Source organism: Halolamina sp. C58, assembly GCF_051195095.1.
Lineage (GTDB): Archaea > Halobacteriota > Halobacteria > Halobacteriales > Haloferacaceae > Halolamina.
Genome location: NZ_JBNTJY010000001.1, coordinates 1,923,975 through 1,945,221, shown reverse-complemented (window position 1 = coordinate 1,945,221; position 21,247 = coordinate 1,923,975). Strand labels below are relative to the sequence as shown.

The 21,247-nt window shown below is 69.8% G+C and carries 20 protein-coding genes; 13 read left to right on the top strand and 7 right to left on the bottom strand.

Going from position 1 to position 21,247, the window contains the following annotated elements; all coding sequences use genetic code 11:
- Positions 1–3: 3 nt before the first annotated feature.
- Entirely contained in the window at positions 4–1,002 is a 999-nt protein-coding gene (locus ACQUSM_RS10190) for a tyrosine--tRNA ligase (RefSeq protein WP_435118174.1), read from the bottom strand.
- A gap of 116 nt (positions 1,003–1,118) precedes the next feature.
- Between ACQUSM_RS10190 and ACQUSM_RS10185 the strand changes: the two genes are divergently transcribed.
- Positions 1,119–2,003: a mechanosensitive ion channel family protein gene (locus ACQUSM_RS10185; protein ID WP_435118173.1), complete on the top strand. Its 885-nt coding sequence runs from the start codon at positions 1,119–1,121 to the stop codon at positions 2,001–2,003.
- Between the two features lie 25 nt (positions 2,004–2,028).
- Here the strand turns inward: ACQUSM_RS10185 and ACQUSM_RS10180 are convergent, their stop codons facing one another.
- Both ACQUSM_RS10180 and rnz read right to left on the bottom strand, forming a co-directional pair.
- The gene (locus tag ACQUSM_RS10180) at positions 2,029–4,032 is read right to left on the bottom strand and encodes a DUF460 domain-containing protein (protein WP_435118172.1); all 2,004 of its coding nucleotides are present in this window, start codon (positions 4,030–4,032) and stop codon (positions 2,029–2,031) included.
- 62 nt (positions 4,033–4,094) lie between these two features.
- A complete protein-coding gene (gene rnz / locus ACQUSM_RS10175) occupies positions 4,095–5,027 on the bottom strand; it encodes a ribonuclease Z (RefSeq protein WP_435118171.1) in 933 nt (310 codons plus the stop codon).
- 162 nt (positions 5,028–5,189) lie between these two features.
- Between rnz and ACQUSM_RS10170 the strand changes: the two genes are divergently transcribed.
- The 3 genes from ACQUSM_RS10170 (at position 5,190) to ACQUSM_RS10160 (ending at position 8,494) form a co-directional block, all read left to right on the top strand.
- Positions 5,190–6,746 (top strand): DUF4382 domain-containing protein, encoded by a 1,557-nt coding sequence (locus tag ACQUSM_RS10170; protein ID WP_435118170.1) that lies wholly within the window; start codon positions 5,190–5,192, stop codon positions 6,744–6,746.
- 114 nt (positions 6,747–6,860) lie between these two features.
- The gene (locus tag ACQUSM_RS10165) at positions 6,861–7,883 is read left to right on the top strand and encodes an AAA family ATPase (protein WP_435118169.1); all 1,023 of its coding nucleotides are present in this window, start codon (positions 6,861–6,863) and stop codon (positions 7,881–7,883) included.
- On the top strand, positions 7,883–8,494 hold the full coding sequence (locus ACQUSM_RS10160) for a protein sorting system archaetidylserine decarboxylase (protein WP_435118168.1): 612 nt from the start codon (positions 7,883–7,885) through the stop codon (positions 8,492–8,494). The genes ACQUSM_RS10165 and ACQUSM_RS10160 overlap by 1 nt, the downstream gene beginning before the upstream one ends.
- A 497-nt stretch (positions 8,495–8,991) precedes the next feature.
- Here the strand turns inward: ACQUSM_RS10160 and ACQUSM_RS10155 are convergent, their stop codons facing one another.
- Positions 8,992–10,056, bottom strand: a complete 1,065-nt coding sequence (locus tag ACQUSM_RS10155) for a TIGR01177 family methyltransferase (RefSeq protein WP_435118167.1) — start codon at positions 10,054–10,056, stop codon at positions 8,992–8,994.
- Between the two features lie 120 nt (positions 10,057–10,176).
- Between ACQUSM_RS10155 and ACQUSM_RS10150 the strand changes: the two genes are divergently transcribed.
- The 7 genes from ACQUSM_RS10150 to ACQUSM_RS10120 all read left to right on the top strand — a co-directional run bounded on the left by ACQUSM_RS10150 (position 10,177) and on the right by ACQUSM_RS10120 (position 16,573).
- Positions 10,177–10,737, top strand: coding sequence for a TATA-box-binding protein (locus ACQUSM_RS10150; protein WP_435118166.1), 561 nt, complete (start codon positions 10,177–10,179; stop codon positions 10,735–10,737).
- A gap of 4 nt (positions 10,738–10,741) precedes the next feature.
- Positions 10,742–11,143 (top strand): DUF7473 family protein, encoded by a 402-nt coding sequence (locus ACQUSM_RS10145; RefSeq protein WP_435118165.1) that lies wholly within the window; start codon positions 10,742–10,744, stop codon positions 11,141–11,143.
- Between the two features lie 59 nt (positions 11,144–11,202).
- Positions 11,203–12,504, top strand: coding sequence for an amidohydrolase (locus ACQUSM_RS10140; RefSeq protein ID WP_435118164.1), 1,302 nt, complete (start codon positions 11,203–11,205; stop codon positions 12,502–12,504).
- An 8-nt stretch (positions 12,505–12,512) separates the two neighbouring features.
- A complete protein-coding gene (locus tag ACQUSM_RS10135) occupies positions 12,513–13,715 on the top strand; it encodes an MFS transporter (protein ID WP_435118163.1) in 1,203 nt (400 codons plus the stop codon).
- Between the two features lie 185 nt (positions 13,716–13,900).
- Complete coding sequence (locus tag ACQUSM_RS10130; protein WP_435118162.1) at positions 13,901–15,184, top strand: adenosylhomocysteinase; 1,284 nt, start codon at positions 13,901–13,903, stop codon at positions 15,182–15,184.
- A gap of 589 nt (positions 15,185–15,773) precedes the next feature.
- Complete coding sequence (hjc, locus tag ACQUSM_RS10125; RefSeq protein WP_435118161.1) at positions 15,774–16,322, top strand: Holliday junction resolvase Hjc; 549 nt, start codon at positions 15,774–15,776, stop codon at positions 16,320–16,322.
- Positions 16,323–16,366: 44 nt separating this feature from the next.
- Positions 16,367–16,573, top strand: a complete 207-nt coding sequence (locus ACQUSM_RS10120) for a DUF7472 family protein (RefSeq protein WP_435118160.1) — start codon at positions 16,367–16,369, stop codon at positions 16,571–16,573.
- Here ACQUSM_RS10120 and ACQUSM_RS10115 read toward each other — a convergent pair.
- Entirely contained in the window at positions 16,564–17,703 is a 1,140-nt protein-coding gene (locus ACQUSM_RS10115) for a DNA primase (protein WP_435118159.1), read from the bottom strand. The genes ACQUSM_RS10120 and ACQUSM_RS10115 overlap by 10 nt on opposite strands.
- Positions 17,704–17,894: 191 nt before the next feature.
- A complete protein-coding gene (locus tag ACQUSM_RS10110; protein ID WP_435118158.1) occupies positions 17,895–18,884 on the bottom strand; it encodes a replication factor C small subunit in 990 nt (329 codons plus the stop codon).
- A 764-nt stretch (positions 18,885–19,648) separates the two neighbouring features.
- Between ACQUSM_RS10110 and samp2 the strand changes: the two genes are divergently transcribed.
- Both samp2 and ACQUSM_RS10100 read left to right on the top strand, forming a co-directional pair.
- Complete coding sequence (gene samp2 / locus ACQUSM_RS10105; RefSeq protein WP_435118157.1) at positions 19,649–19,849, top strand: ubiquitin-like small modifier protein SAMP2; 201 nt, start codon at positions 19,649–19,651, stop codon at positions 19,847–19,849.
- A 53-nt stretch (positions 19,850–19,902) separates the two neighbouring features.
- Positions 19,903–21,027 carry a GNAT family N-acetyltransferase gene (locus ACQUSM_RS10100; protein ID WP_435118155.1) on the top strand — a complete coding sequence of 375 codons (1,125 nt, stop codon included), beginning with the start codon at positions 19,903–19,905 and terminating at the stop codon, positions 21,025–21,027.
- A 7-nt stretch (positions 21,028–21,034) separates the two neighbouring features.
- On the opposite strand, the gene ACQUSM_RS10095 is transcribed toward ACQUSM_RS10100, so the two are convergent.
- On the bottom strand, positions 21,035–21,244 hold the full coding sequence (locus ACQUSM_RS10095; RefSeq protein ID WP_435118154.1) for a TOBE domain-containing protein: 210 nt from the start codon (positions 21,242–21,244) through the stop codon (positions 21,035–21,037).
- Between the last annotated feature and the right edge of the window lie 3 nt (positions 21,245–21,247).

The following is a 21,247-nucleotide window of genomic DNA, read 5'->3' as shown; positions in this document are numbered from 1 at the left end:
TCGTTAGCTGCGCTGCTCTCTGAGCTTCGCCCGCCCCGGCTCGATCAGTTCGTCGAGGTACCGCGCAAGCGTCGGCTTCGCGTCTGCGGGGTGGAGCTCGCCCGACGCGAAGTCGGCCTCCAGTTCGTCGTAGCTGTCGTACTCGAGGTCGCCGCCGTACTCCTCGGGCCGTTCGACGACCACCTCGTCGAACCGCGGGAACACGTGGTACTCGAAGATCTCCAGCACGGGGTTGTTGCGCTCCTCGCCGTCTTCCGTCGGGTCGGGGTCGACCTCGCCCGCCGGGCAGAACGCGCCGTTGACTTTCTCCTCGATCTCCTCGCGGGAGTCCTCCATCGAGATGGTGACGCCCGAACTGCTGGACATCTTCCCGATCCCCGTCGAGAGCTCCGAGATCAGCGGCGTGTGCAGGCAGGTCGGCGACTCGTAGTCGACGCTCGGCAGCGTGTCGCGAGCGAGCATGTGGACCTTCCGCTGCTCCATCCCGCCGACCGCGAGATCGATGTCCAGCCACTCGATGTCGAGCGCCTGCATCAGGGGGTACACCGCCTGCGACACCGTCACCGAGTCGCCCGAACCGATCTCCGACATGGCGCGTTCGGCCCGCGAGAGCGTCGTCTCCAGTTCGAGCGCGTGGAGGTCGAGCACGTACTCCTCGTCGAACTGGAACTCCGACCCGAGCCGGAACTCGGTCTTGTCCTCGTCGAGGCCGTAGGCGACGAACTGCTCCTGCATCCGCTCGGCGGTGTCCCGGATCTCTTCGAACGTCCCCTTCCCGTTGAGGTAGGCGTGGACGTCCGCGAGCAGGATCACGACCTCCATCCCCGCCTCCTGCAGGTCGATCAGCTTGTTCGCCCCGAGCATGTGGCCGATGTGGAGCACGCCCGAGGGCTCGTAGCCGACGTACGCGCGCTTCCCCTCGGGGTCGGCTGCCAGCTCCTCGACCTCGTCCTCGGTGACGACCTCCGCGGCGTTGCGGGTGATCAGGTCGTGTGCGTCCATACGTCCGAATTTCGGAGCGAGCGGTTAGGCCTTCTGGATGCGTGTGAACGAGCCGCGAGTCGCCGACCTCGCCCGTCGGCGGTCGGGTTTTTGCTGATGGGTCTACACGTGGGGGTATGCTCGCTCAAACCTCCCCGGCCTGGCTCCGGGAACTCCTCGCGGGGTACGGTCCGGTCGTTCGGGAGCTGTTCTGGTTCACGGTCGGCCTCGTCACCGTCTACGCGCTGGGACGGCTCCTGCTCGTCCCGGCGGTGACCCGGATCGTCAGTTCGCGCAACCGGAACAACCCCACTATCGCGTCGGCGACGAGCACCTACCTCCGGGTGCTGCTGGTCGGCTTCGCGGTGCTGACGGGGCTCGTCGCCGCCGGCTACGGCAGGCTCCTCTCGAACTCCGCGGTGATCATCGCCGCCATCACCTTCGTCACCGGGATCGCGGGCCAGCAGATCTTCGGCTCGCTGATCAGCGGCATGTTCCTCGTCGCCGACCCCGACTTCAACGTCGGCGACTGGATCGAGTGGGACGGCGGGCAAGGCACCGTCGAGGCGGTCCACTTCCGGGTCACCCGGGTCCGCACGCCGAACAACGGCACCATCGCGGTGCCGAACACCCAGCTCACCGACTCCTCGCTCACCCGCCCGTTCGGCCGGGATAGCTACCGCGTCACCGAGCAGATCCTCGTCGGCTACGATCAGGACACCGAGCACGCCCTGCTCGAACTTCGACAGACTGCCGAGGAGGACGAGGCGGTGATGGCGGAGCCCGCCCCGAACACGCGGGTGCTCGACCTCGGGCCGAACGCGATCACGCTGCAGGCGGAGTTCTGGATCGACGACCCGATGGACCGCAACATCGTGACGATCCGGTCGGACTTCCGCCGCCGGGTGAAACGCCGCTTCGACGAGGAGGGGCTCACCATCGCGCCCCCGTCGGGGCAGTCGCTCTCGGGTGAGATCACCGTGGAGAACCGCGGGGAGACGCCGACGTCGGGCGGGGACTGACGCCCCCGGCGACGACGGCGTTCGTCTACGCTCCTTCCCCGCCGAGGCGCTCGTCGGCGCGGTGTTCCGAGATCACGCGGTCCATCATGCTCTCGGTCTGCTCGCGCCGGCGTTCCGCGGCGCGCTCTTCCCAGTCCGCGATCGCTTCCTCGACCTCGCTCTCGCGGGCGACCGCGAGCTCGTCGACCTCCTGAATCGTCACGGGATCGGCCGGCGCCACGGGGATCTCGTGGTCGAACAGCACCGTGTCGGCCTCCTCGGAGAGGTTCCCGTTCTTGAGCACGAGCCGCGGCTCGGTCTCGGCGAGGCGTTCGGCCGTCGACGTGCCGGCGCCGCTGGCGTCCCGGAGGTAGAGCACGTCGCCGGCGGCGAGGCCGAACTCCTCGTCGGCGCGCTCGATCGCGTCGCGGGTGAACTGGGGGATCGTCTTCACCGCGACGAGATCGCGGTCGCCCGCCACGTCGCTGAAGTTCGAGTGGTCCAGCTTCCAGAGCGTCTTCAGCCGGGCGAGCTTCTCGTGGAGTTCCTCGTTCTCGGCGATGGCCTCGTCGCGTTCGCGTTCGAGGCGTTCCGCGCGGCGCTCCAGTCGGTTCACCTCGCGGCGCTCGCGGGCCTCGCGGCGCTCTTTCTTGCGGGCGTCGCTGAGTTCGCGCTCGTACTCGCGGATCTCGTTCTCCTTCTCCTCGAGCTCTTCCTCCAGCTCCTCGGCGTGTTCCTTGAGTCGCCCCACCTGCGCTTCGAGGTCGCGGATTCGCCGTTCCTCCTCGGTGAGCTCGCGCTCCTCGTGTTCCTGTTCGTCCGGCTCGTCGCCGCCGTCGTCGGTCAGCTCCCGGACCACGGCCTCCACGGACTCCTCGCCGGAGACGACCCGGGCGATCACCGCCTCGCGGTCGAGCTTCGGGGGGACTTTCGCGGCGATGCGCTCGAACTGGTCCTCGTGGTCGTCGACGGCGAACAGCGCCGCCGCGAGCGCGTCCCGCTCGTGGTCGTTCTCGTACTCGTGGTCGCGGGTGCGGTGGAGCTTCTCGTCGACCGGCAGGTCCGACTCGGGCGTCCAGCCCGCCGCGTCGAACGATCGCCGGAACTTCTCGACGGTCTCGGGTATCGGCGTCACGTCCGCGGCGACGAGCATGGGTCGACCGCGCTCGATCAGCCACTCCGTGAGTTCGGCGGTGTCGCTCGTCCGCGAGGAGAACAGGTCGTGGACGGTGCCGTCGAGCCCCACCACTGCCGCGGCGGTGGTCGTCCCCGGGTCGATGCCGACGACGACGTGGTCCCGACGCTTCACGAGCGGTTCGAACTCGATGCCGTCGCGGCGCTCGCGCTCGATCTCGATGCGCACGTCGCCGTTCCGGGTCGCGGAGACGGGGATCTCCTCGGGCCGGGCCTCGACGGTGAAGACGGCGTTGGAGAGGCCGCCGTACTTCTCGGTCACCTCCTTCTCGTAGTCGAGGTTCGCGCCGTCGAGATCAGACTCCACCTCGCGGGCGGCCTTCCGGACGTTGCCGTGGATCCGGCGGGTGAAGCGGTCCTCGCTCCACCCGCCCCCACCACCGGTCGAACGGCCACGGGAGACCTTCACCGTGGTCGTGTCGCCGAACGCGGTCACGCGCTGGCCGACGTTGCGGTGGGCCAGCCGCGCGGCCGCTTCGGCCTCCTTCATCGGCTTCTTCGCGTAGGGGACGCCGTAGCGCTGGGCGACTCGCGAGAGCGGTTCGGGGCGGTTCGCGCCCGTCACCTGCACGAGATCGGTGCCGGCGGGGAGCGAGCGGAGAAAGCCGACGAGGGCGTTCTTGTCGGCCGCGAGTTCGTACATGTTGTCGACGGCCAGCCGGGTCGGCTCCGCCTGCTCGATCAGGCGGCGGAGCTTCCGGCGGGAGACGGCGTCGCGCTCGACGCCGGCCTCCCCCTCGTCGCCCTCGTCGGGGCGGAGGATCACGAGAGCGTACGTCGGCGCGTCGCCGCGGACGTCGCCGCTCTGGATGTCGACGCCGAACACCGGCCCGTCGGTGGGGCTCGGGGCGTTCACACCCCGAAGGAGGCGGTCGTCGGGTAAATATCCGACGCCGGGATGGACGTTCGCCCCCGTGTCTACGCCGCGTCGGGGAACGGGAGCTCCACCGTCTGCCCGTCCTCGGCAACGAAACACTCCCCGTCGAACGCCGCGCCGGCCTCGTGCTCGTGGCCCGAGACGTCCCCCGGGTATCGCGAGGAGATGTGGGTCAGCGCCAGCCGCTTCGCGCCGGCGCGCTGGGCGATCTCGCCGGCCTCGCGCGCGGTCGCGTGCCCGGTCGAGCGCGCGCGGTCGGCCATCTCGTCGTCGAACGTCGCGTCGTGGATCAGCAGGTCCGGCTCCTCGGCGACGTCGACGGTCGCGTCGACGGGCCGGGTGTCGCCGGTGTACACGAGCGAGCGGCCCGGTCGCGGGTCGCCGACGACCTGTTCGGGCTCGATGACGCGGCCGTCGTCGAGTTCGACCGGCTCCCCCGCGTGGAGCTTGCCGTACGCCGGCCCGGGCGGGATCTCCAGTTCCTCCTCGGCTTTCTCGCGTTTGAACCGGCCTTTGCGGTCGTCTTCGAGCAGCGCGTACCCCTGTGAGGTGGTGCGGTGTTCGGTCTCGAACGCGCGGATCTCGAACGCGTCGCCGTCGATCGCGACGCTGCCGGGTGCGACCTCGTTGATGCGGACCGGGAACGCGGTGTCGTGGCCGCCGGCGGTGATCAGGTCGCGGAGCTTCCGGCGCGAACCCGGGGGCGCGTGGATCGACAACGCGTCCGTGCGATCCTGGAAGTCCCACGTCTGGAGCAGGCCGGGCAGCCCGAGGATGTGGTCGCCGTGAAGGTGCGTGAGGAAGACGTGTTCCACGTCGAACCCGGTGTTGAACCGCATCATCTGCCGCTGGGTGCCCTCGCCGCAGTCGAACAGGAACCGCTCGCCCTCGCGGTTCACCATCACCGCGCTGGGCGCGCGCCGCGTCGTGGGGACGGCCCCGCTGGTACCGAGGAACGTCGTCCGGAGAGTCATGTCCGTGGCTGCTCGCGGCGGGAATAAACGGCTGTCGACTCGGCGAACGTTCCCCGTGGGGTTCCTGTCGGGCTCGCGGGCTTTATCCGACTGAAATCCCTGCCCATCCGACTGAAACGCCATCGGGGGTTATCCCGCTCGGCCGAGTTGGGTTCGACTACGATGGAACGACAAACTGTTGCGACGGTTCTCGCCGCGGCCATGCTCCTCCTCGCGGGGTGTGGCTCCGGCGTCGCTCCGGGCGGGGGCGACGGGGGCGGGGAGGGGACGGTCAACATGTACGTCAGCGACCAGAACAACGCGATCGACGACTTCGAACACCTCAACGTCACGATCACGCAGATCGCGGCCCACCGGGTCGACGACGAGAGCGAAACCGAGGCGTCAGAAACCGAAGTTTCGGCGACGGAGCCCTCCGAAACCGAGGAGATCGACCCCGAGGACGACGGCTGGGTCACGCGGGACGTGGACAACGTCACCGTCGACCTGACCGAACTGCAGGGCAAGAACGCCACGATGGTCGGGCAGATCGACGCGCCCAACGGCACGTACGACAAGGTGTTCGTCCACATCAGCGACGTGAACGGCACGCTGACCGACGGCTCCTCGACCGACGTGAAGCTGCCGAGCAGCAAGCTCCACCTCAACGAGGAGTTCACGGTCGGCAACGGCGAGGAGATCGACTTCGTGTTCGACATCACCGTCGTGAAGCGCGGCCAGTCGGGCAGCTACAACATCCAGCCCGTCGCGAGCGAGTCCGGCACGGATCAGGAGATCGAGGAGCGTCCCGCCGCACAGGAGGGCGAATCTGACGACGAGGCCGAGGAGACCGAGACGGAAGCCGCGTCGACGGAGGATACAGAGACGGCGACACCGGCGGCCGAGACGGAGGCGAGCCTCGACTTCTACGTCAGCGACGAGCGCAACGCCATCGCCGACTTCGAACACCTCAACGTCACCATCGAGAAGGTCGGCGTCCACCGCGCCGACGGCGGCGGCGAGAACGAGAGCGCGTGGGTCGAGAAGGACGTGAACAACGCCACCGTCGACCTGACCGAGCTCCAGGGCGCCAACGCCTCGAAGCTCGGGACGCTCGGCGTCCAGAACGGCACGTACGACAAGACGTTCGTCTACGTCTCGGCGATCAACGGGACGCTCACGAACGGCGAGTCGACGAACGTGAAGCTCCCCAGCGAGAAGCTCCAACTGAAGAAGGAGTTCACCGTGGGCAACGGCGAGTCGATCGACTTCGTGTTCGACATCACCGTGTTCAAGGCGGGCAACTCCGGGAAGTACATCCTCAAGCCGGTTGTGAGCGAGTCCGGTACCGGCGATCAGGTCGAGATCGAGGAGAAGGACGATCGCCCCGAGGAAGCCGAAGAGAACGAGACTGAGGACGAGGCCGACCAGCCCCTCGAACTCTCGCTCGACGGTAACGCGACCGCCGGCGAGAACGTCACCGTGACGGTCACCCAGAACGGCAGCGCCGTCGCCGACGCCGTCGTGACGGCCAACGGCGAGGAAGTCGGCGAGACGGGCGAGAACGGCACGATCGTCGTGACCGTGCCCGCCGACGCCGAGGAGCTCGAACTCGCGGCCGAGAGCGGCGAGGCCGAGGGCGAACTCGAGGTCGCCGTCCAGCAGTCCGGCGGCGAGCAGACCGCCACGGCGACCGCGACCGACACCGAGTCGGCCGCCCTCGCCGGGTCCGTCTTCTAACCACCGCGACCGCGCGGTTTTCGGTCCTTCTTCCGAGCGCCCACCCCGATAGCGACGGCGCCAGCGTCGCCCGGACCGGGGAGTTCTTACCGCCCGACGGGCTACCCCCTCCCAATGGACGAGCCGCTCTGGACCGAGCGCCACGCGCCCGCCATCGCGGACCTCCCGCAGGCGGAGACCCGCGAGCGCCTCGAGCGGGCCGTCGACGAGCCGATGAACCTCGTCGTGCAGGGGCCGCCGGGGGCGGGGAAGACCGCTGCCGTGCGGGCGCTGGCCCGCGAGGCCCACGAGGACTACGAGAACGACCTCGTGGAGATCAACGTCGCGGACTTCTTCGACCGCACGAAGAAAGAGATCCGGGAGGACCCCCGGTTCGCGCAGTTCCTCGAAGGCCGCAGTCGGATGGCCAAACGGGACATGATCAACCGCGTGCTCAAGGAGTCCGCGAGCTACGCGCCGGTGTCGGGGGAGTTCAAGACGGTCCTGCTCGACAACGCCGAGGCGATCCGCGAGGACTTCCAGCAGGCGCTCCGTCGGGTGATGGAGCAACACCACCGCACCACCCAGTTCGTGATCGCGACCCGCCAGCCCTCGAAGCTGATCGCGCCGATCCGGTCGCGCTGTTTCCCCGTTCCCGTCCGGGCGCCCAGCCACGACGAGATCGAGACCGTGCTCGCGGAGATCCTCGACACCGAGGGCGTCGCGTACGACGACGACGGGCTGGAGTTCGTCGCGGGCTACGCCGACGGCGACCTGCGGAAGGCGGTGCTGGGCGCCCAGACCGCCGCCGCCCAGCACGACGAGGTGACGATGCAGGCGGCCTACGAGGTGCTCGACGACGTGGGCCACGACGACGAGCTCTCGGCGGCGCTCTCGGCCGCGGCGGCGGGCGACTTCTCGACCGCCCGCTCGACGGTCGACGACCTGCTCGACGAGGGGTACGACGGCGAGGAGCTGCTGCAGGAGCTGCTGCGGGTCGCCCGCAGCGACTACTCGGGGGAGAAGCTCGCGCGACTCTACCGGCTCGCGGGCGAGGCCGACGCCGACCTGATCGAGGGGAGCGACGACACGATCCACCTCACCCACCTGCTGAGTTCGTGGGCCGCGGGCCGCGAGCATCTGCGGGGGGAGGCCTGATGGCCCTGCCCGGGCCGTCGCTCGCTCCCGGCGTGCTCCGCTACGGGCTCCCGCCGCTGTTGGCCGGCGTCGTGCTGACGCCGTTCTCTGGGCCGTTCGGCCTCGGACTGGTCGCGCTGGGGATCGCGGTGATCCTGTTCCACCGCGATCCCGAGCGTGAACCGCCCGAATCAGGGATCGTCGCGCCCGCGGACGGCAGCGTCTCGGTGATCCGCGAGGAGGAGGGCCGCATCCGCGTGGGCGTGTTCATGAACGTCACCGACGTGCACGTCAACCGTGCGCCCGGCGCCGGCACCGTCGAGTCGGTAACCCACCGCCCCGGCGCGAACAAGCCGGCGTTTTCGAAGGAGTCCGACCGGAACGAGCGTGTCGAGATCGACTGCGGCGAGTACGAACTGTCGCTGATCGCGGGCTGGTTCGCGCGGCGGATTCATCCGTACGTCGAGGAGGGAAACTCGATCGAGCGCGGCGAGAAGGTCGGCCACATCAGCTTCGGCAGCCGCGTCGACGTGCTGCTGCCCGAGCGCGTCGAGCACGCGGATCTGCGCGTGAAGGAAGGTGAGGACGTTCGGGCCGGGGAGACCGTGGTCGCGGTGGAGTCCGGGGAGTAGGCTGTTTTGTCGGCTGTTGAGGTGGGATTGTGAACAGGACCGCGGAGTTCGTTATTATCGACGGTGGGCGTACCGCGTATCTCGGTGTCCCAACTCCGAACAGGACCGCGGAGTGAGCTAGACCACTTGCGACCGCACCGCCCCGCGCAGCCCACAGACCTCCCCAGCCGACTCCCTCACTACGTTCGGTCGTCCCTCGCGCGCTCGTTCGCGCCGTCGCGCTCACATCGCGCGCCACCGCCGGCTGCGGTAGCGGGGCGGTGGACGCCTCGCGCTCGCCACGGTCGGCGAGCGCGGGGGGAGGGGTGGGGACTCGGTACTGTGCCGGACCTCGTGTCCGGCACCTTGCGGTCACAAGAGGTCTATGAACGAGCTGCTGTTGCTGTCCGCTGTCGCAGTTGCCGACAAACGAGATGCTGTTGCGGTCGCAGTTGCTAACTATCGAGTACTGTCGCGATCCCTGTTCGAGCAGCCACAGCCGGACCACGACACCTCCCCTACCGACCGTCCGGCCGTTTCTCAAGCACGTGTACGTGCCGCGTCAGCGACCGATGTACCCGGCGCTCGAAGCGATCCGTGACCCGCCACGCAGTCCCCGAAACCGCCTCGCGCCAGTCACGGTCGGCCATCAGGACGCAGGTCGCGTCGGCGCTGCTCACCCGCGCCGCTTCCGACAGCGCCCCCTCGACCAGATCCTCCAACCGATGCGTCGCGATCTTCGACTGCCGGCCGTACGGCGCATCGAACGCCACGCCGTCGACGGCGCCCTCGCGCAGCGGCAGCGCGGTCGCGTCCGCCCGCGCGACCGCCGAATCGACGCCCTCGACCAGCGCGTCGAGGTTCTCCTTCGTCCCGCGGACCATCTTCCACTGCGCGTCGGTCCCTACGAGATCAGCGCCGACGAGGCCGGCCTCGATCAACAGCCCACCCGTCCCGCACATGGGGTCGAGAATCCGCCGTCCCGGCGCCGCGCCGGCGATGTTCGCGAGCGCCCGGGCGTCCATCGGCGCCATGCTCCCGGGCTGGAAGAACGGCCGGTCCGTGGGCTGGCGCTCGCCGAAGTCGCGCTGGGACTCGCAGTCGAGCCAGCCGAGCACGCAGACGCCGTCGCTCGCGGGAATCTGCCCCTGCTCGGCGGCCGCGGCGTCGCTGTCCGGGTCCGGGAGCCCGTCCTCGGCGGAGAACAGCGCCCGGAGTTCGTGGTCCGGATCGTCGAGGTCGACCTCGAACCCGCGGTCCACGAGCACGCCGCCGAGCCGGCGTTCCGCCTCTGCGGTGCTCACGCCCGTGAGCCCGCGTACGTCGCGAGCGCGGACCGCGACCGTGCCCTCGCGGTCGATCCTCGCGGCGTCGAGCGCGATCGCGGCGGCGTCGATCCCCGCCTCCGTCCGGGCGACCAGCTCGTCGGCGGCGTGGGTGTACGCCAGCCCGCGGAGGCGGTCGCGGTCGACGTGGCCCGCGCGGGCGAGGCCGGGGGCGAGCAGCTCGACGCCGGCGGCGGCCGCCTCCGCCTCGCGGGCCGCGAAGGCGTCGTCCTCGCCGGCGAGTTCGAGACAGTACACGCCCGAGGGTGGGTCGGGGGTGGGAAAGAGGCTGACGCTCCGTGCGTCGGCGCCCCCGCTGGGGGTTCCGTTCTGCCGGACCCACCAACCTATTTAAACCTCACAGTTAACCTTAAAGCGATGACCGATCCCAAGGAGACGATCACCATCGAGAACGTCGTTGCCTCGACGGGCATCGGCCAGGAGCTCGATCTCCAGAGCGTCGCTATGGATCTGGAGGGTGCCGACTACGACCCCGAGCAGTTCCCCGGGCTGGTCTACCGCACGCAGGAGCCGAAATCCGCCGCGCTGATCTTCCGTTCGGGCAAGATCGTCTGCACCGGCGCGAAGTCGACCGACGACGTCCACGAGAGCCTCCACATCGTGTTCGAGAAGCTCCGGGAGCTGAGCATCCCGATCGAGGACGACCCCGAGATCACCGTCCAGAACATCGTCACCAGCGCCGACCTCGGCGAGAGCCTCAACCTCAACGCCATCGCGATCGGGCTCGGGCTGGAGAGCATCGAGTACGAGCCCGAGCAGTTCCCCGGGCTGGTCTACCGGCTGGAGGAGCCCGACGTGGTCGCGCTGCTGTTCGGCTCCGGCAAGCTCGTCATCACGGGCGGCAAACAGCCTGCCGACGCCGCCGAGGCCGTCGACGTGATCACCGAACGGCTCGACGACCTCGGCCTGCTGGACTGACAGCGTGGTCTCCTTGGCCGTCGTTCCCCACGTAGCCACGCTACAGGCGGCGCCGCTGCAGACCCAAGCCGTCTCGGTGATCGCGACGTGGCTCCTGTTCTCCGCGTTCCTCTCTCTCACCGCGTTCCTCGCCGCCCGGAACCTGCTCGGCGACGTGTCGCTGCGCCCGCACGCGCTCGTCGGCCCGCCGATCGCCGCGATCGCCTTCCTCGCGGCGGCGTTCGAGTTCTCGCCGCTGCTCGCGCTCGTCGCCGCGCTCGCCGTCGACGCCGCCCTCTTCCGCTACATCCACGGTCTGAACCGCCGGCTGCTCGCCGGCGTCGTCGTGATCCACTTCACCGTGAGCGTGATCCTCGGGGCGGTCCTGTTCAGCCTGATCGCGCTGATCGGCTCGGCACCGGTGTAGCCCGGCAGCCGTCGCCGCGGAACGACGGCTTAACGCCCCCGGCCCCGCCACTGCCGGGCATGAATACGCTCCGCATCGCGAACGGTCGCGTGCTCCGCCCGGATCACTCGATCGCCGCGGCCGACGTGCTGATCGACCAGTCGACGGGCGAGATCGAACGCGTCGCCGCCCCCGAGGAGATCGACGCCGCGGCGGACGAGACGCTCGACGCCGACGGCGGGCTCGTCGTCCCGGGCCTCGTCAACGCCCACGGCCACGCCCCGATGACGCTGCTCCGGGGGTACGCCGACGACAAACCGCTCGACGCGTGGCTGCAGGAGGACATCTGGCCCGCGGAGGGCGAGCTCACGGCCGAGGACATCCGGGTCGGCACCGAGCTCGCGGCGGTCGAGATGATCCGCACGGGGACGACCGGCTTCGTCGACATGTACTTCGAGGAGCCCCACGTCGCCGGGGTCGTCGAGGAGTCGGGGCTGCGCGCGCTGCTGGGCCACGGCTTCGTCTCCGTCGGCAAATCCGACGAGGACGCCCGCGAGGACATGGAGAAGAGCGTCAACTTCGCCGACCAGTACGACGGGCTCGCCGGCGGCCGCATCTCGACGGCAGTGATGCCCCACTCGCTGACGACCGTGAACGAGGAACTCCTCCGCGAGGCGGTCGAGCGCGCCCACGAGGCCGATCTCCCGGTCCACATCCACGCCAACGAGACGGAGGACGAGGTCGCGCCGATCGTCGACGAGCGCGGCGTTCGCCCGCTGGAGTACGCCGAGGACGTCGGCCTGCTCGAGGACGACGACTTCCTCGCCCACTGCGTCCACATCGACGACGCGGAGATCGACCTGCTCGCCGACTCGGGCGCCGTCGCGGTCCACTGCCCGGCCTCGAACGCCAAACTGGCCTCCGGGATCGCCCCCGTCGCCGAGATGCTCGACGCCGGCGTCACCGTGGGGCTCGGCACCGACGGCGCGGCGTCGAACAACGATCTGGACATGTTCGACGAGATCCGCGACGCGGCGATGCTCGGGAAGCTCGGCGCCGACGACGCCGCCGCGGTGCCGGCGAGCGCGGCGATCCGGATGGCCACCGAGGGCTCGGCGGCGGCGCTCGGCTTCGACTCGGGTCGGGTCGAGGCGGGCGCGAACGCGGATCTCGCGGTCGTGGATCTCGACGCCGCACACCTGACGCCACAGCACGATCTGGTCAGCCACCTCGCGTACGCGACGAGCGGACAGGACGTGCGACACACGGTGTGTGACGGGCAGGTGCTGATGGAAGACCGGGAGATTCAGACGCTGGACGCCGAGGCGGTGACGGAACGCGCCGAGGAACAGGCCGCGGCGGTGGCCGACAGGGTGGAGTAGCCGGGCGGATGGACCGTACCGACCTTCGGTTCTCGGGCTGGGAGCTGGTCGCCGCTGCCGCGCTGGTGATGGGTGCCGCGGGGATCTACCAGTTCGGCTGGTCGTCGATCCGCCTCCCGCTCGGGAGCCGGCTGGGGGCGCCGGAGTCGGCGCTCGGCACCGTGTTCACGCTGTTCGTCGTCTTCCAGACGCTCGGGCAGTTCCCCGCGGGCTGGGTTCGTGACCGCTACGGCCCGCGACTCCCGCTGCTGGCGGGGGCCGTCTGTCTGACCGGCGGCCTCGCGGCCATCGCGGTCGCGCGCTCGCTGCCGGCGGCCTACCTCGGCTACGCGCTGGGCGGTATGGGCGTCAGCGCCGTCTACACCGTCGCGGTCAACACGCCGGTGAAGTGGTTCACCGACCGTCGCGGGCTCGCCACCGGGATCGTCGGTATGTCGTTCCCCGGGCTCAGCTTCTTCCTGATCCCGGCGCTTCGGGGCGGCGTCGTCGCCCAGTTCGAGCGGACGCTGCTGGTGCTCGCGGCGGCCGTCGGCGGCGTCGCGCTCGCGGCGGCAGCCGTGCTCCGGGACCCGCCGTCGACGACGCCCGACACGGACACAAGCGTCGACGCCACGGACGACGACGCCGTCGGGTGGCGCGACGCGATCCGGACGTGGCAGTTCTGGCTGCTGTATCTCGTCTTCGTCGCCGTCAACGGCGTCGGGCTGATGGTCATCGGCAAGGTCGTCTCCTTTGCGTCGGCGCTGTCGCTGCCGGCGGCGGCCGGCACTGCTGCGGCGTCGGCGGTCGCGCTCTCCGAAGCCGGCGGGACCGTGGTCGGCGGGAGCCTCTCGGACCGGTTCGGCCGCCGGCGCACGGTCACGGTGTCGCTCGTGCTCTGTGGGGTGGCGCTCGCGGGCGCCGTCGCCGCCGGGGAGGCCGGCTTCGGCGCCGGGTTCGTCGTACTGATCGGCGCCACTGCGCTGTTCCGTGCGCCGGTGTTCGCGGTGTTTCCCAACCTCGTCGCCGACTACTACGGTCGAGCCTACTCCTCGGAGAACTACGCGGCGCTGTACACCGGGAAGCTGTTCGGCGGCGTGCTCGGCGGGACGGTCGCGAGCGGGCTGGTGCTCGTGATCGGCTGGTCTGCCTCCTTCGCGATCGGGGCCGTCCTGGCGGTGCTGGCGGGTGTGGCGATGGTGTTCCTCCGACCGACCGCCGCCGCGAACTGACCGTTCGATCGGCACGGCTGGCGGTTGCCGTGCCGTCCGTTCGACCGTCACGGCCGGCGGTTGCCGCGCCGTCCGTTCGATCGTCACGGCTGGCCGTTGCCACGCCCCACCTTCGGCGCGCCCGGGTGAGCGTTCCCGGACGCCCCTTCGACACGGTTTTGCCCACACCACCAGAACCCCCAGCCATGAGTTCCTACGAGCGCGTCACCGCGCACGTCGACGACCCCGAGGCGCTCCGCGAGGAGGGCCGCCGGAAGATGGACTGGGCGCTGCAGCACATGCCCATTCTCCAGTCGATCCGGCAGGATTTCGAGGCGGAAAAACCCCTGACGGGAGAAACGATCGGGATGGCGATGCACGTCGAGGCCAAGACGGCGATCCTCGTTGAGACGCTCGCACTCGGCGGCGCCGAGGTCGCGGTCACCGGCTGCAACCCCCTCTCGACCCACGACGACGTGTCTGTCGCGCTGGACGACGTGGACAACGTCACCTCCTACGCCGTCCGCGGCGTCGACGACGAGGAGTACTACGCCGCGATCGAGTCCGTGATCGATCACGAGCCGACGATCACGGTCGACGACGGCGCGGACATGGTGTTCCGCATCCACCAGGAGCACCCCGAGCTGATCGACTCCATCGTCGGCGGTGCCGAGGAGACCACCACCGGCGTCCACCGACTGCGCGCGATGGACGACGACGGCGAGCTTCAGTACCCGATGTTCGCGGTCAACGACACGCCGATGAAGCGCCTGTTCGACAACGTCCACGGCACGGGCGAGTCGGCGCTGTCGGCGATCGCGATGACGACCAATCTGTCGTGGGCCGGCAAGACCGTCGTCGTCGCGGGCTACGGCTACTGCGGCAAGGGTGTGGCCTCCAAAGCAGCAGGGCAGGACGCCAACGTCGTCGTCTGTGAGGTCGAACCCCGCAAGGCGCTGGAGGCACACATGGAGGGGTACGACGTGCTCCCGATGGCCGAGGCCGCGGCGGAGGGCGACGTGTTCGTCACCACCACCGGGAACAAGGACGTGATCACCCGCGAGCACTTCGAGAAGATGCAGGACGGCGCCATCCTCGCCAACGCGGGCCACTTCGACGTGGAGATCAACCTCGATCATCTCGACGAGCTCGCGGTCGACCGCTACGAGGCCCGCGACGGCGTCGAAGCGTTCGAGATGGACGACGGTCGCCGGCTGAACGTGCTCGCGGAGGGGCGGCTCGTGAACCTCGCCGCGCCGGTCGGGCTGGGCCACCCCGTGGAGGTGATGGACCAGTCCTTCGGGATTCAGGCCGTCTGTGTCCGGGAGATCGTCGAGAACGGCGACAGCTACGAGGCCGGCGTCCACGAGGTGCCCGACGAACTCGACAAGGAAGTCGCGGAGGTGAAGCTGGCGGCCGAGGGTGTCGAGTACGACCAGCTCAGCGACGAGCAGCGCGAGTACATGGACTCCTGGCAGCACGGGACGTAATTCTCGGCGCGTTTTCCGGAGGGTTTGCTGGCGTCGTCGACCGCTTTCGAACAGGTGACTCGCACAGCAACAGCAGTTCGAGGCTAGACCACTTGCGACCGCACCGCCCCGCACAGCCCTCGTCCCTCACCAACCGACTCCCTCCTTCGCTCCGCTCAGTCGGTCGTCCTCCGAGAGAGCAAGCTCTCTCGTGCCCTCGTTCGCTCCGCTCACGAGGACCTCGCGCGCTCGTTCGCCCACGGAAGGGTCGTGCGGGCGACCCACGCGTCGCCCGCACTGCCAGCGAGACCGTCGGTCTCGCCCTGCTCACGTCGCGCGCCGACCGCCGCAGCGGTGCGGTCGCGGTGGACGCCTCGCGCTCGCCAGCGGTCGGCGAGCGCGGGGGGAGGGGTGGGGACTCGGCGCAGCGCCGAGCCTCGTGCTCGGCGCACTGCAGTCGCAAGGTGCCAACGATAGAGTTGCCGTTGCTGTCCCAGTAGTCAACGATAGAGTTGCCGTCGCGGTCGCTGTCGAACGCACTACCCAATACCCTCACGTCTCCCACCTTTCACCGACCGCCTTTTGCCCCCTCGTACCCCACTCTCACCCAATGCCGACGAACAAGAAAGGCGACCGGCGCGAGCGCGAGCTCGTCAACCGGCTCGACGACGCCGGCTTCGCCGTCATGCGCGCGCCAGCGAGCGGGAGCGCGACCCAGCGGGAGCTCCCGGACGTGCTCGCGGGCAACGGCGAGAGCTTCTACGCGATCGAGGCCAAATCCTCCGCCGGCGACCCGATCTACCTCACTGGCGAGGAGGTGCAGGCGCTCGTCTACTTCGCCCAGAACTTCGGCGCGAAACCCCGGATCGCCGTGCGGTTCGACCGCGAGGACTGGTACTTCTTCCACCCGAGCGACTGCTACACGACCGACGGCGGCAACTACCGCGTGAAGAAGGAGACCGCGCTGGCCGACGGCACCGACATGGCCGAACTCGTCGGCGACACCGAGAAGGTCACGCTGGAGGAAGCGACCGAGCGCGGCACCGCGACCACCGATCCTGCCGGGGACGACCACCCCGACGACGGCGTCCGGAAGCTGCTCCAGGCCGTCGCCGACGGCACCCTCACCGTCGACGAGGCGGCCGAGGCGCTCGACTGAGCCGCATCGAAGTGCTTTAGGGCGCTCCCGGGCGACTCCGGGGTATGGATATCGAGGAGGGCATGGGGCGGAAGATCGTGCTCTCGATCGCCGCCGTCGTCCTGTTCATCGTCTCGTTCGTCGTCGTCGGCACGACTTTCGGTGTCGACGAGGGACTCTCCGCGACCGGCGGCCTCGCGATGGTGGGCGCACTGACCGGGTTCATCCTCCTCATGGGGGCACTGGGGCTGTACTTCGCGAGTCAGGACTGAGCCGGCTCCCGATCGCGCCAGTCGACGCGCTCCTCCGGCGGCATCTCCCGCAGTCGCTCGCGGTACAGCACGAGCGGGTGGTTCGCGCGCTCGCGGTGGCCGTTCTGGTTCGTACAGATCCCGTAGGCTTCGAGCGTCTCGCACGACGGCGGCGGGTACTGCGCGCCGCGTTTCTCCCCGAGTCGCTCGACCGCGTAGCGAACCTGCGCCTCCTCGAGCGTCGTGTCGGCACAGAACGCCGCCGCGCCGTCGGCGTCGAGCCCGATCGCGGCAAGGAAGGAGAGGAGCGCGAACGACTCGGTGTCGTCCAGCGGCTCGGTCTCGGCCCGGGTCAGTAGCTCGTCGAGACAGTCCGGGAACAGGTCGGGCACCACGGCGTCGATGTCCCGGACGCTCACGCGCTCGCCGAGCAGGTCCCGCAGCGCCGACAGCGGCGCCGCGAGCGCGTCCTCCAGCGCGTCCCGGCGGTCGTCGCCGAGATCGAACGGCAGCCCCGCCGCCACGCGGCGGCGAACGGCCTCGACGAGCAGCCCCTCGCCGTCGCTGCCGTACAGTTCGCCGCGCTGGACTCGCACCTCGCCATCGGCGAGCTCGCGGTTCACCAGCCGCCACTCCTCCCCCCAGTCGTCGCTGAGCAGGAGGTACCGCTCGACCGCGACGCGGTACCAGTCGCGATCGGTCGCGCCCGCGCTGCGGTTCCGCTCCGCGCCGGCGAGCCGTTCCTCCCGGACCGCGCCGTCGAGGTCGAACTCCCGGAGGATCTGCGGCAGCGACACCGAGGCGTCGGTCGTGCTGCGCAGGCCGTCGTCGCCGCTGGTCACGTCCTCGGCGAAGCGGGCGGCGGCCGTCGACGCCTCCGCGGCGGCGTACTTCTCGACGGCTTTCTCCTCCGACAGCAGCGAGACGAGCACGCGCGCGACGGGATAGGAGAGCAGTTCGGCCTCGTCGCTCCACCGCCCCGGCTCGGCGGGCGCGGTAGTTCCCTCGGTCAGCGCGCGCTCGACGCGCTCCCGGCCGCGCTCGACGGCCGGGTCGCCCGACTCGGCGAGTTCGGGCACCGAGGCGCCCAGCTCCCCGACGGCCTCCCGGGCCGCGTCGAAGAACGGGTAGCGGGCGTGGATCGGCTGCATACCCCGGGCTTCCGGAGGAGTGTGAATAAGCACTTCGGACCCGACCTTTTTCGTCGTCGGGTGCGCCTCCGGCGCACCGCTCCTCGAAAAAGCTCGACCAAAAAGGCCGCTCGCTCGGGCTTCGCCCTCGCTCGCGGTGACTAGTTGGTGTCCTTCCGCAACCGCGACAGCGACGACTTTTCGTCGCCCCGCTACTCCTCGTCGTCCAGCGACAGCGCCGCCAGCAGCGCTTCCAACTGCACTTGCTCGTTCGCGCCCTCGGCGATCCGGTAGTCGGCCTCGCCGAGGCGTTCGAGCAGCCGCACGACCGCGCGGTCGTCGAGGTCGAACTCCCACGCCGACCGGTGGAGCTGGTCGACGATGTCGCCGCCGGCCATCCCCACGTCGGTCAGCAGGGTGTCGAGCGTCGCGCGGGCCTTCGGGAAGTCGCCGGCGACGGCGGCGGCGACCATCTCCTCGACCTCCTCGGGCCGGGCGGTCGCGGTGACCGTATAGACCGCCTCCTCGTCCACCACGTCGCCGGTCGTCGCTGCCGCTTGGAGGTTGTTGATCGCGCGGCGCATGTCGCCGTTGGCGGCGTAGACGAGCGCGTCGAGCCCCTCGTCGGTGATCTCGATGTCCTCGGCCTCGGCGATCTCCCGGATCTGTCCGGCGACGGCGTCGTCCGAGAGGGGGGAGAAGCGGAACACGGCACAGCGGGACTGGATCGGGTCGATGATCTTCGAGGAGTAGTTACAGGAGAGGATGAAGCGGGTGTTGTCCGAGAACTGCTCCATCGTCCGGCGCAGGGCGGACTGGGCGTCGGAGGTGAGGGAGTCGGCTTCGTCGAGGAAGATGATCCGGTAGTCTTCTCCCCCAAAGGCCGAGCGCGCGAAGTTCTTGATGCGGTCCCGGACCACGTCGATCCCGCGCTCGTCGGAGGCGTTGAGTTCGAGGAAGTTCCCGCGCCAGTCGTCGCCGTAGATCTCGCGGGCGATCGCGGTCGCGGTCGTCGTCTTCCCGACGCCCGCCGGGCCGGTGAACAGCATGTGGGGGAGTTCGCCGCCCTCGACGTAGCTCTTCACGCGCTCGATCGTCTCCTCCTGCCCGTGGATGTCGTCGAGCGTCTGCGGGCGGTACTTCTCGATCCAGATCTCCCGCCCCGTGCTCTCGCCGGCGTCCTCGGCGTCGGCCTCGCTCATGGGTAGAGAGGGGCGCGGCCGGGGCATAAACGGACCGGACCCGATTGCGATTCGTTTTGGTTCGAGTGGTCTCCAGGGTCGCAATGTCGACGGAGAACACCGTGAAAGCCCCGAGGCGCTGGGCTCGGGGGGCTCGCTGTCGTTCGAGAGAGCGAAGCCCTCTCGTGATGACGAAAGACGCCGGAGGCGTCTTTCGAACCACGGTCCTCGGCTCGCTCCGCTCGCCTGCGGTCCTTGCGTCGCCCGCCGTCGCCCAGCGCCTCGCCCCTTTCAGTCCCGCCCGAACAGCCCACACGCCTCCCCAACCGACTCGTTCGCTCCTTTCAGTCGCTCACTCGTCCCTCGCGCTGAGGCGTCGACGAGAGCCGCAGGCTCTCGTCTGCCAATCAGAAATCGGAGATTTCTGATGACGCGGCACGAGGCCGCGCCCGTTTCGCGCCGACAGCCGCGGCGGTGCGGTGGCGGTGGACGCCTCGCGGCCGTCGACGGTCGACGGCCGCGGGGGGAGGGGTGGGGAGTCGGGGCTGCGCCGGACCTCGTGTCCGGCGCACTGCGGTGGGCGGGACTGAAAGGGGCTGCTCGCTCGGCGAACCCCGGCGACGTAAGCACCGCAGCGAAGTGAGGAGCGCAGCGAGCCGCGGGAGCCGAGCGAGCAGGGGCTTTCACGGTGGTGTTCCCTATCCCAGAGCAGTTACCGAATCTACCAGAACCAGACGCCCTTCAGGAGGACAACCCTCAAACCCACTCCCCACCCACCCAAACCCATGCAGCTAACGGTCGAGGTCGTCGGCGAGGACGAACGCACCGTCACCGTCGCCGACGACGCCGACTACGCCGCGGTCGTCCGCGAAATCGGCTACAGCCCCCACGAGGTGACCGTCCTCGTCGACGACTCGCCGGTCCCGGAGGACGCCCCCGTCGAAACCGACCACGTGCGCGTGCTGCGGCTGATTGCCGGCGGCTGAACCCGGTATCGGGCGGGCGTCGGCGTTTTGTACTCTCGGCTCCACGTCCCACCATGAACAGCGGGTTCGTGCTGCCGAACGTCGGGCCCGGCCCCGACCCGCTCTCACTCGGGGAGCTGGAGGCGGATTTCGCCGTGTTGCTCCTCCACCGCGACTTCTACTGCAGCGAGTGCCGCCAGCAGGTCCGACGCGTGAAGAAACGCTACGACGAGTTCGAGGCCCGCGACGCCGAGGTGGTGTCGGTGCTCCCGGAGGACCGCGAGACGGCGGCGGAGTGGCAGAAGCAGTACCACCTCCCGTTCCCCGTCGTCGCCGACCCCGACACCGAACTCGGCGACCGCTACGACCAGCCCACCCGGTTCGGCCTGCTCGGCAAGCTCCACGACGTGATCGGCCGGATGCCCGCGGTTGTCCTGCTGGATCTCCGCTGGAGCGACCCCATCGAGACGTACGCCCACCGCGGCGACTCCCGGACCGATCGCCCCCGGATCGACGAGATCCTCGACGCGATCGACCACGCGGCCACGCTCGACGCCGGCGACACGGAGGAACACGCCGCCAGCGAAGCCGCCCCTCCCGTCGAGAACGAGCAGTCGTCCGAACCGCCGACTGTCGACCGCGTGCCGCCGCGTTCAGCCGACGACACCCGGCCCGCCGACCCCGGCGCGACGAACGGGGGATCGACCGCGACCGAGACACGCTCCGGGGACGCGTCGACCCCCGACGAGGGGGCGGAACTGCTCGACGGTGAGCGCCCGCCGAAGCCCCAGCGCCCGCTCCCGGCGCCGGAGAGCGTCGACCTCCCCGAGGACGTGGAACTCCGGCGGGGGACCGACGACGACGTGGTCGCCGCGATGCGGGTGCTGCAGGGCGCGCTACTCGACATCGACGGCTCGACGGTTCGGGACGCCGCCCCCGAGGGCGAACTGTTGCTCGCCGAGGCCGGCGACTGGATCGTCGGCGCGCTGGTGCTCCGGGACGGGCACATCGAGGGCGTCGCCGTCCGGCGGAAGCGCCGGGGGGAGGGGATCGGCTCGGCGCTGATCGAGGCGGCGGTGGCCGACGAGGACGGCACCGTCACCGCCGACTTCCGCGCCGGCGTCCGCGGGTTCTGGAAGGATCTCGGCTTCGAAGTCGAGCAGGAGGGGAGTCGGTTCTGGGGCGTCCGGCACCCCTGATCGGCGCTTACTGCTTCCCGACCATCACTTCGCTGGCCTTGATCACGGCCTCGACTTCGTCGCCCGCTTCGAGGTCGAGCCGGTCGGCCGAGCCCCGCGTGATCGTGGACGTGATCGTCTGTCCGTCGGGGAGCTCGATCACGACCTCCGCCATGATCTCGTCTTTCTTCACTGACTGGACGGTGCCGGAGACGGCGTTTCGCGCGCTGAGTGCCATGCT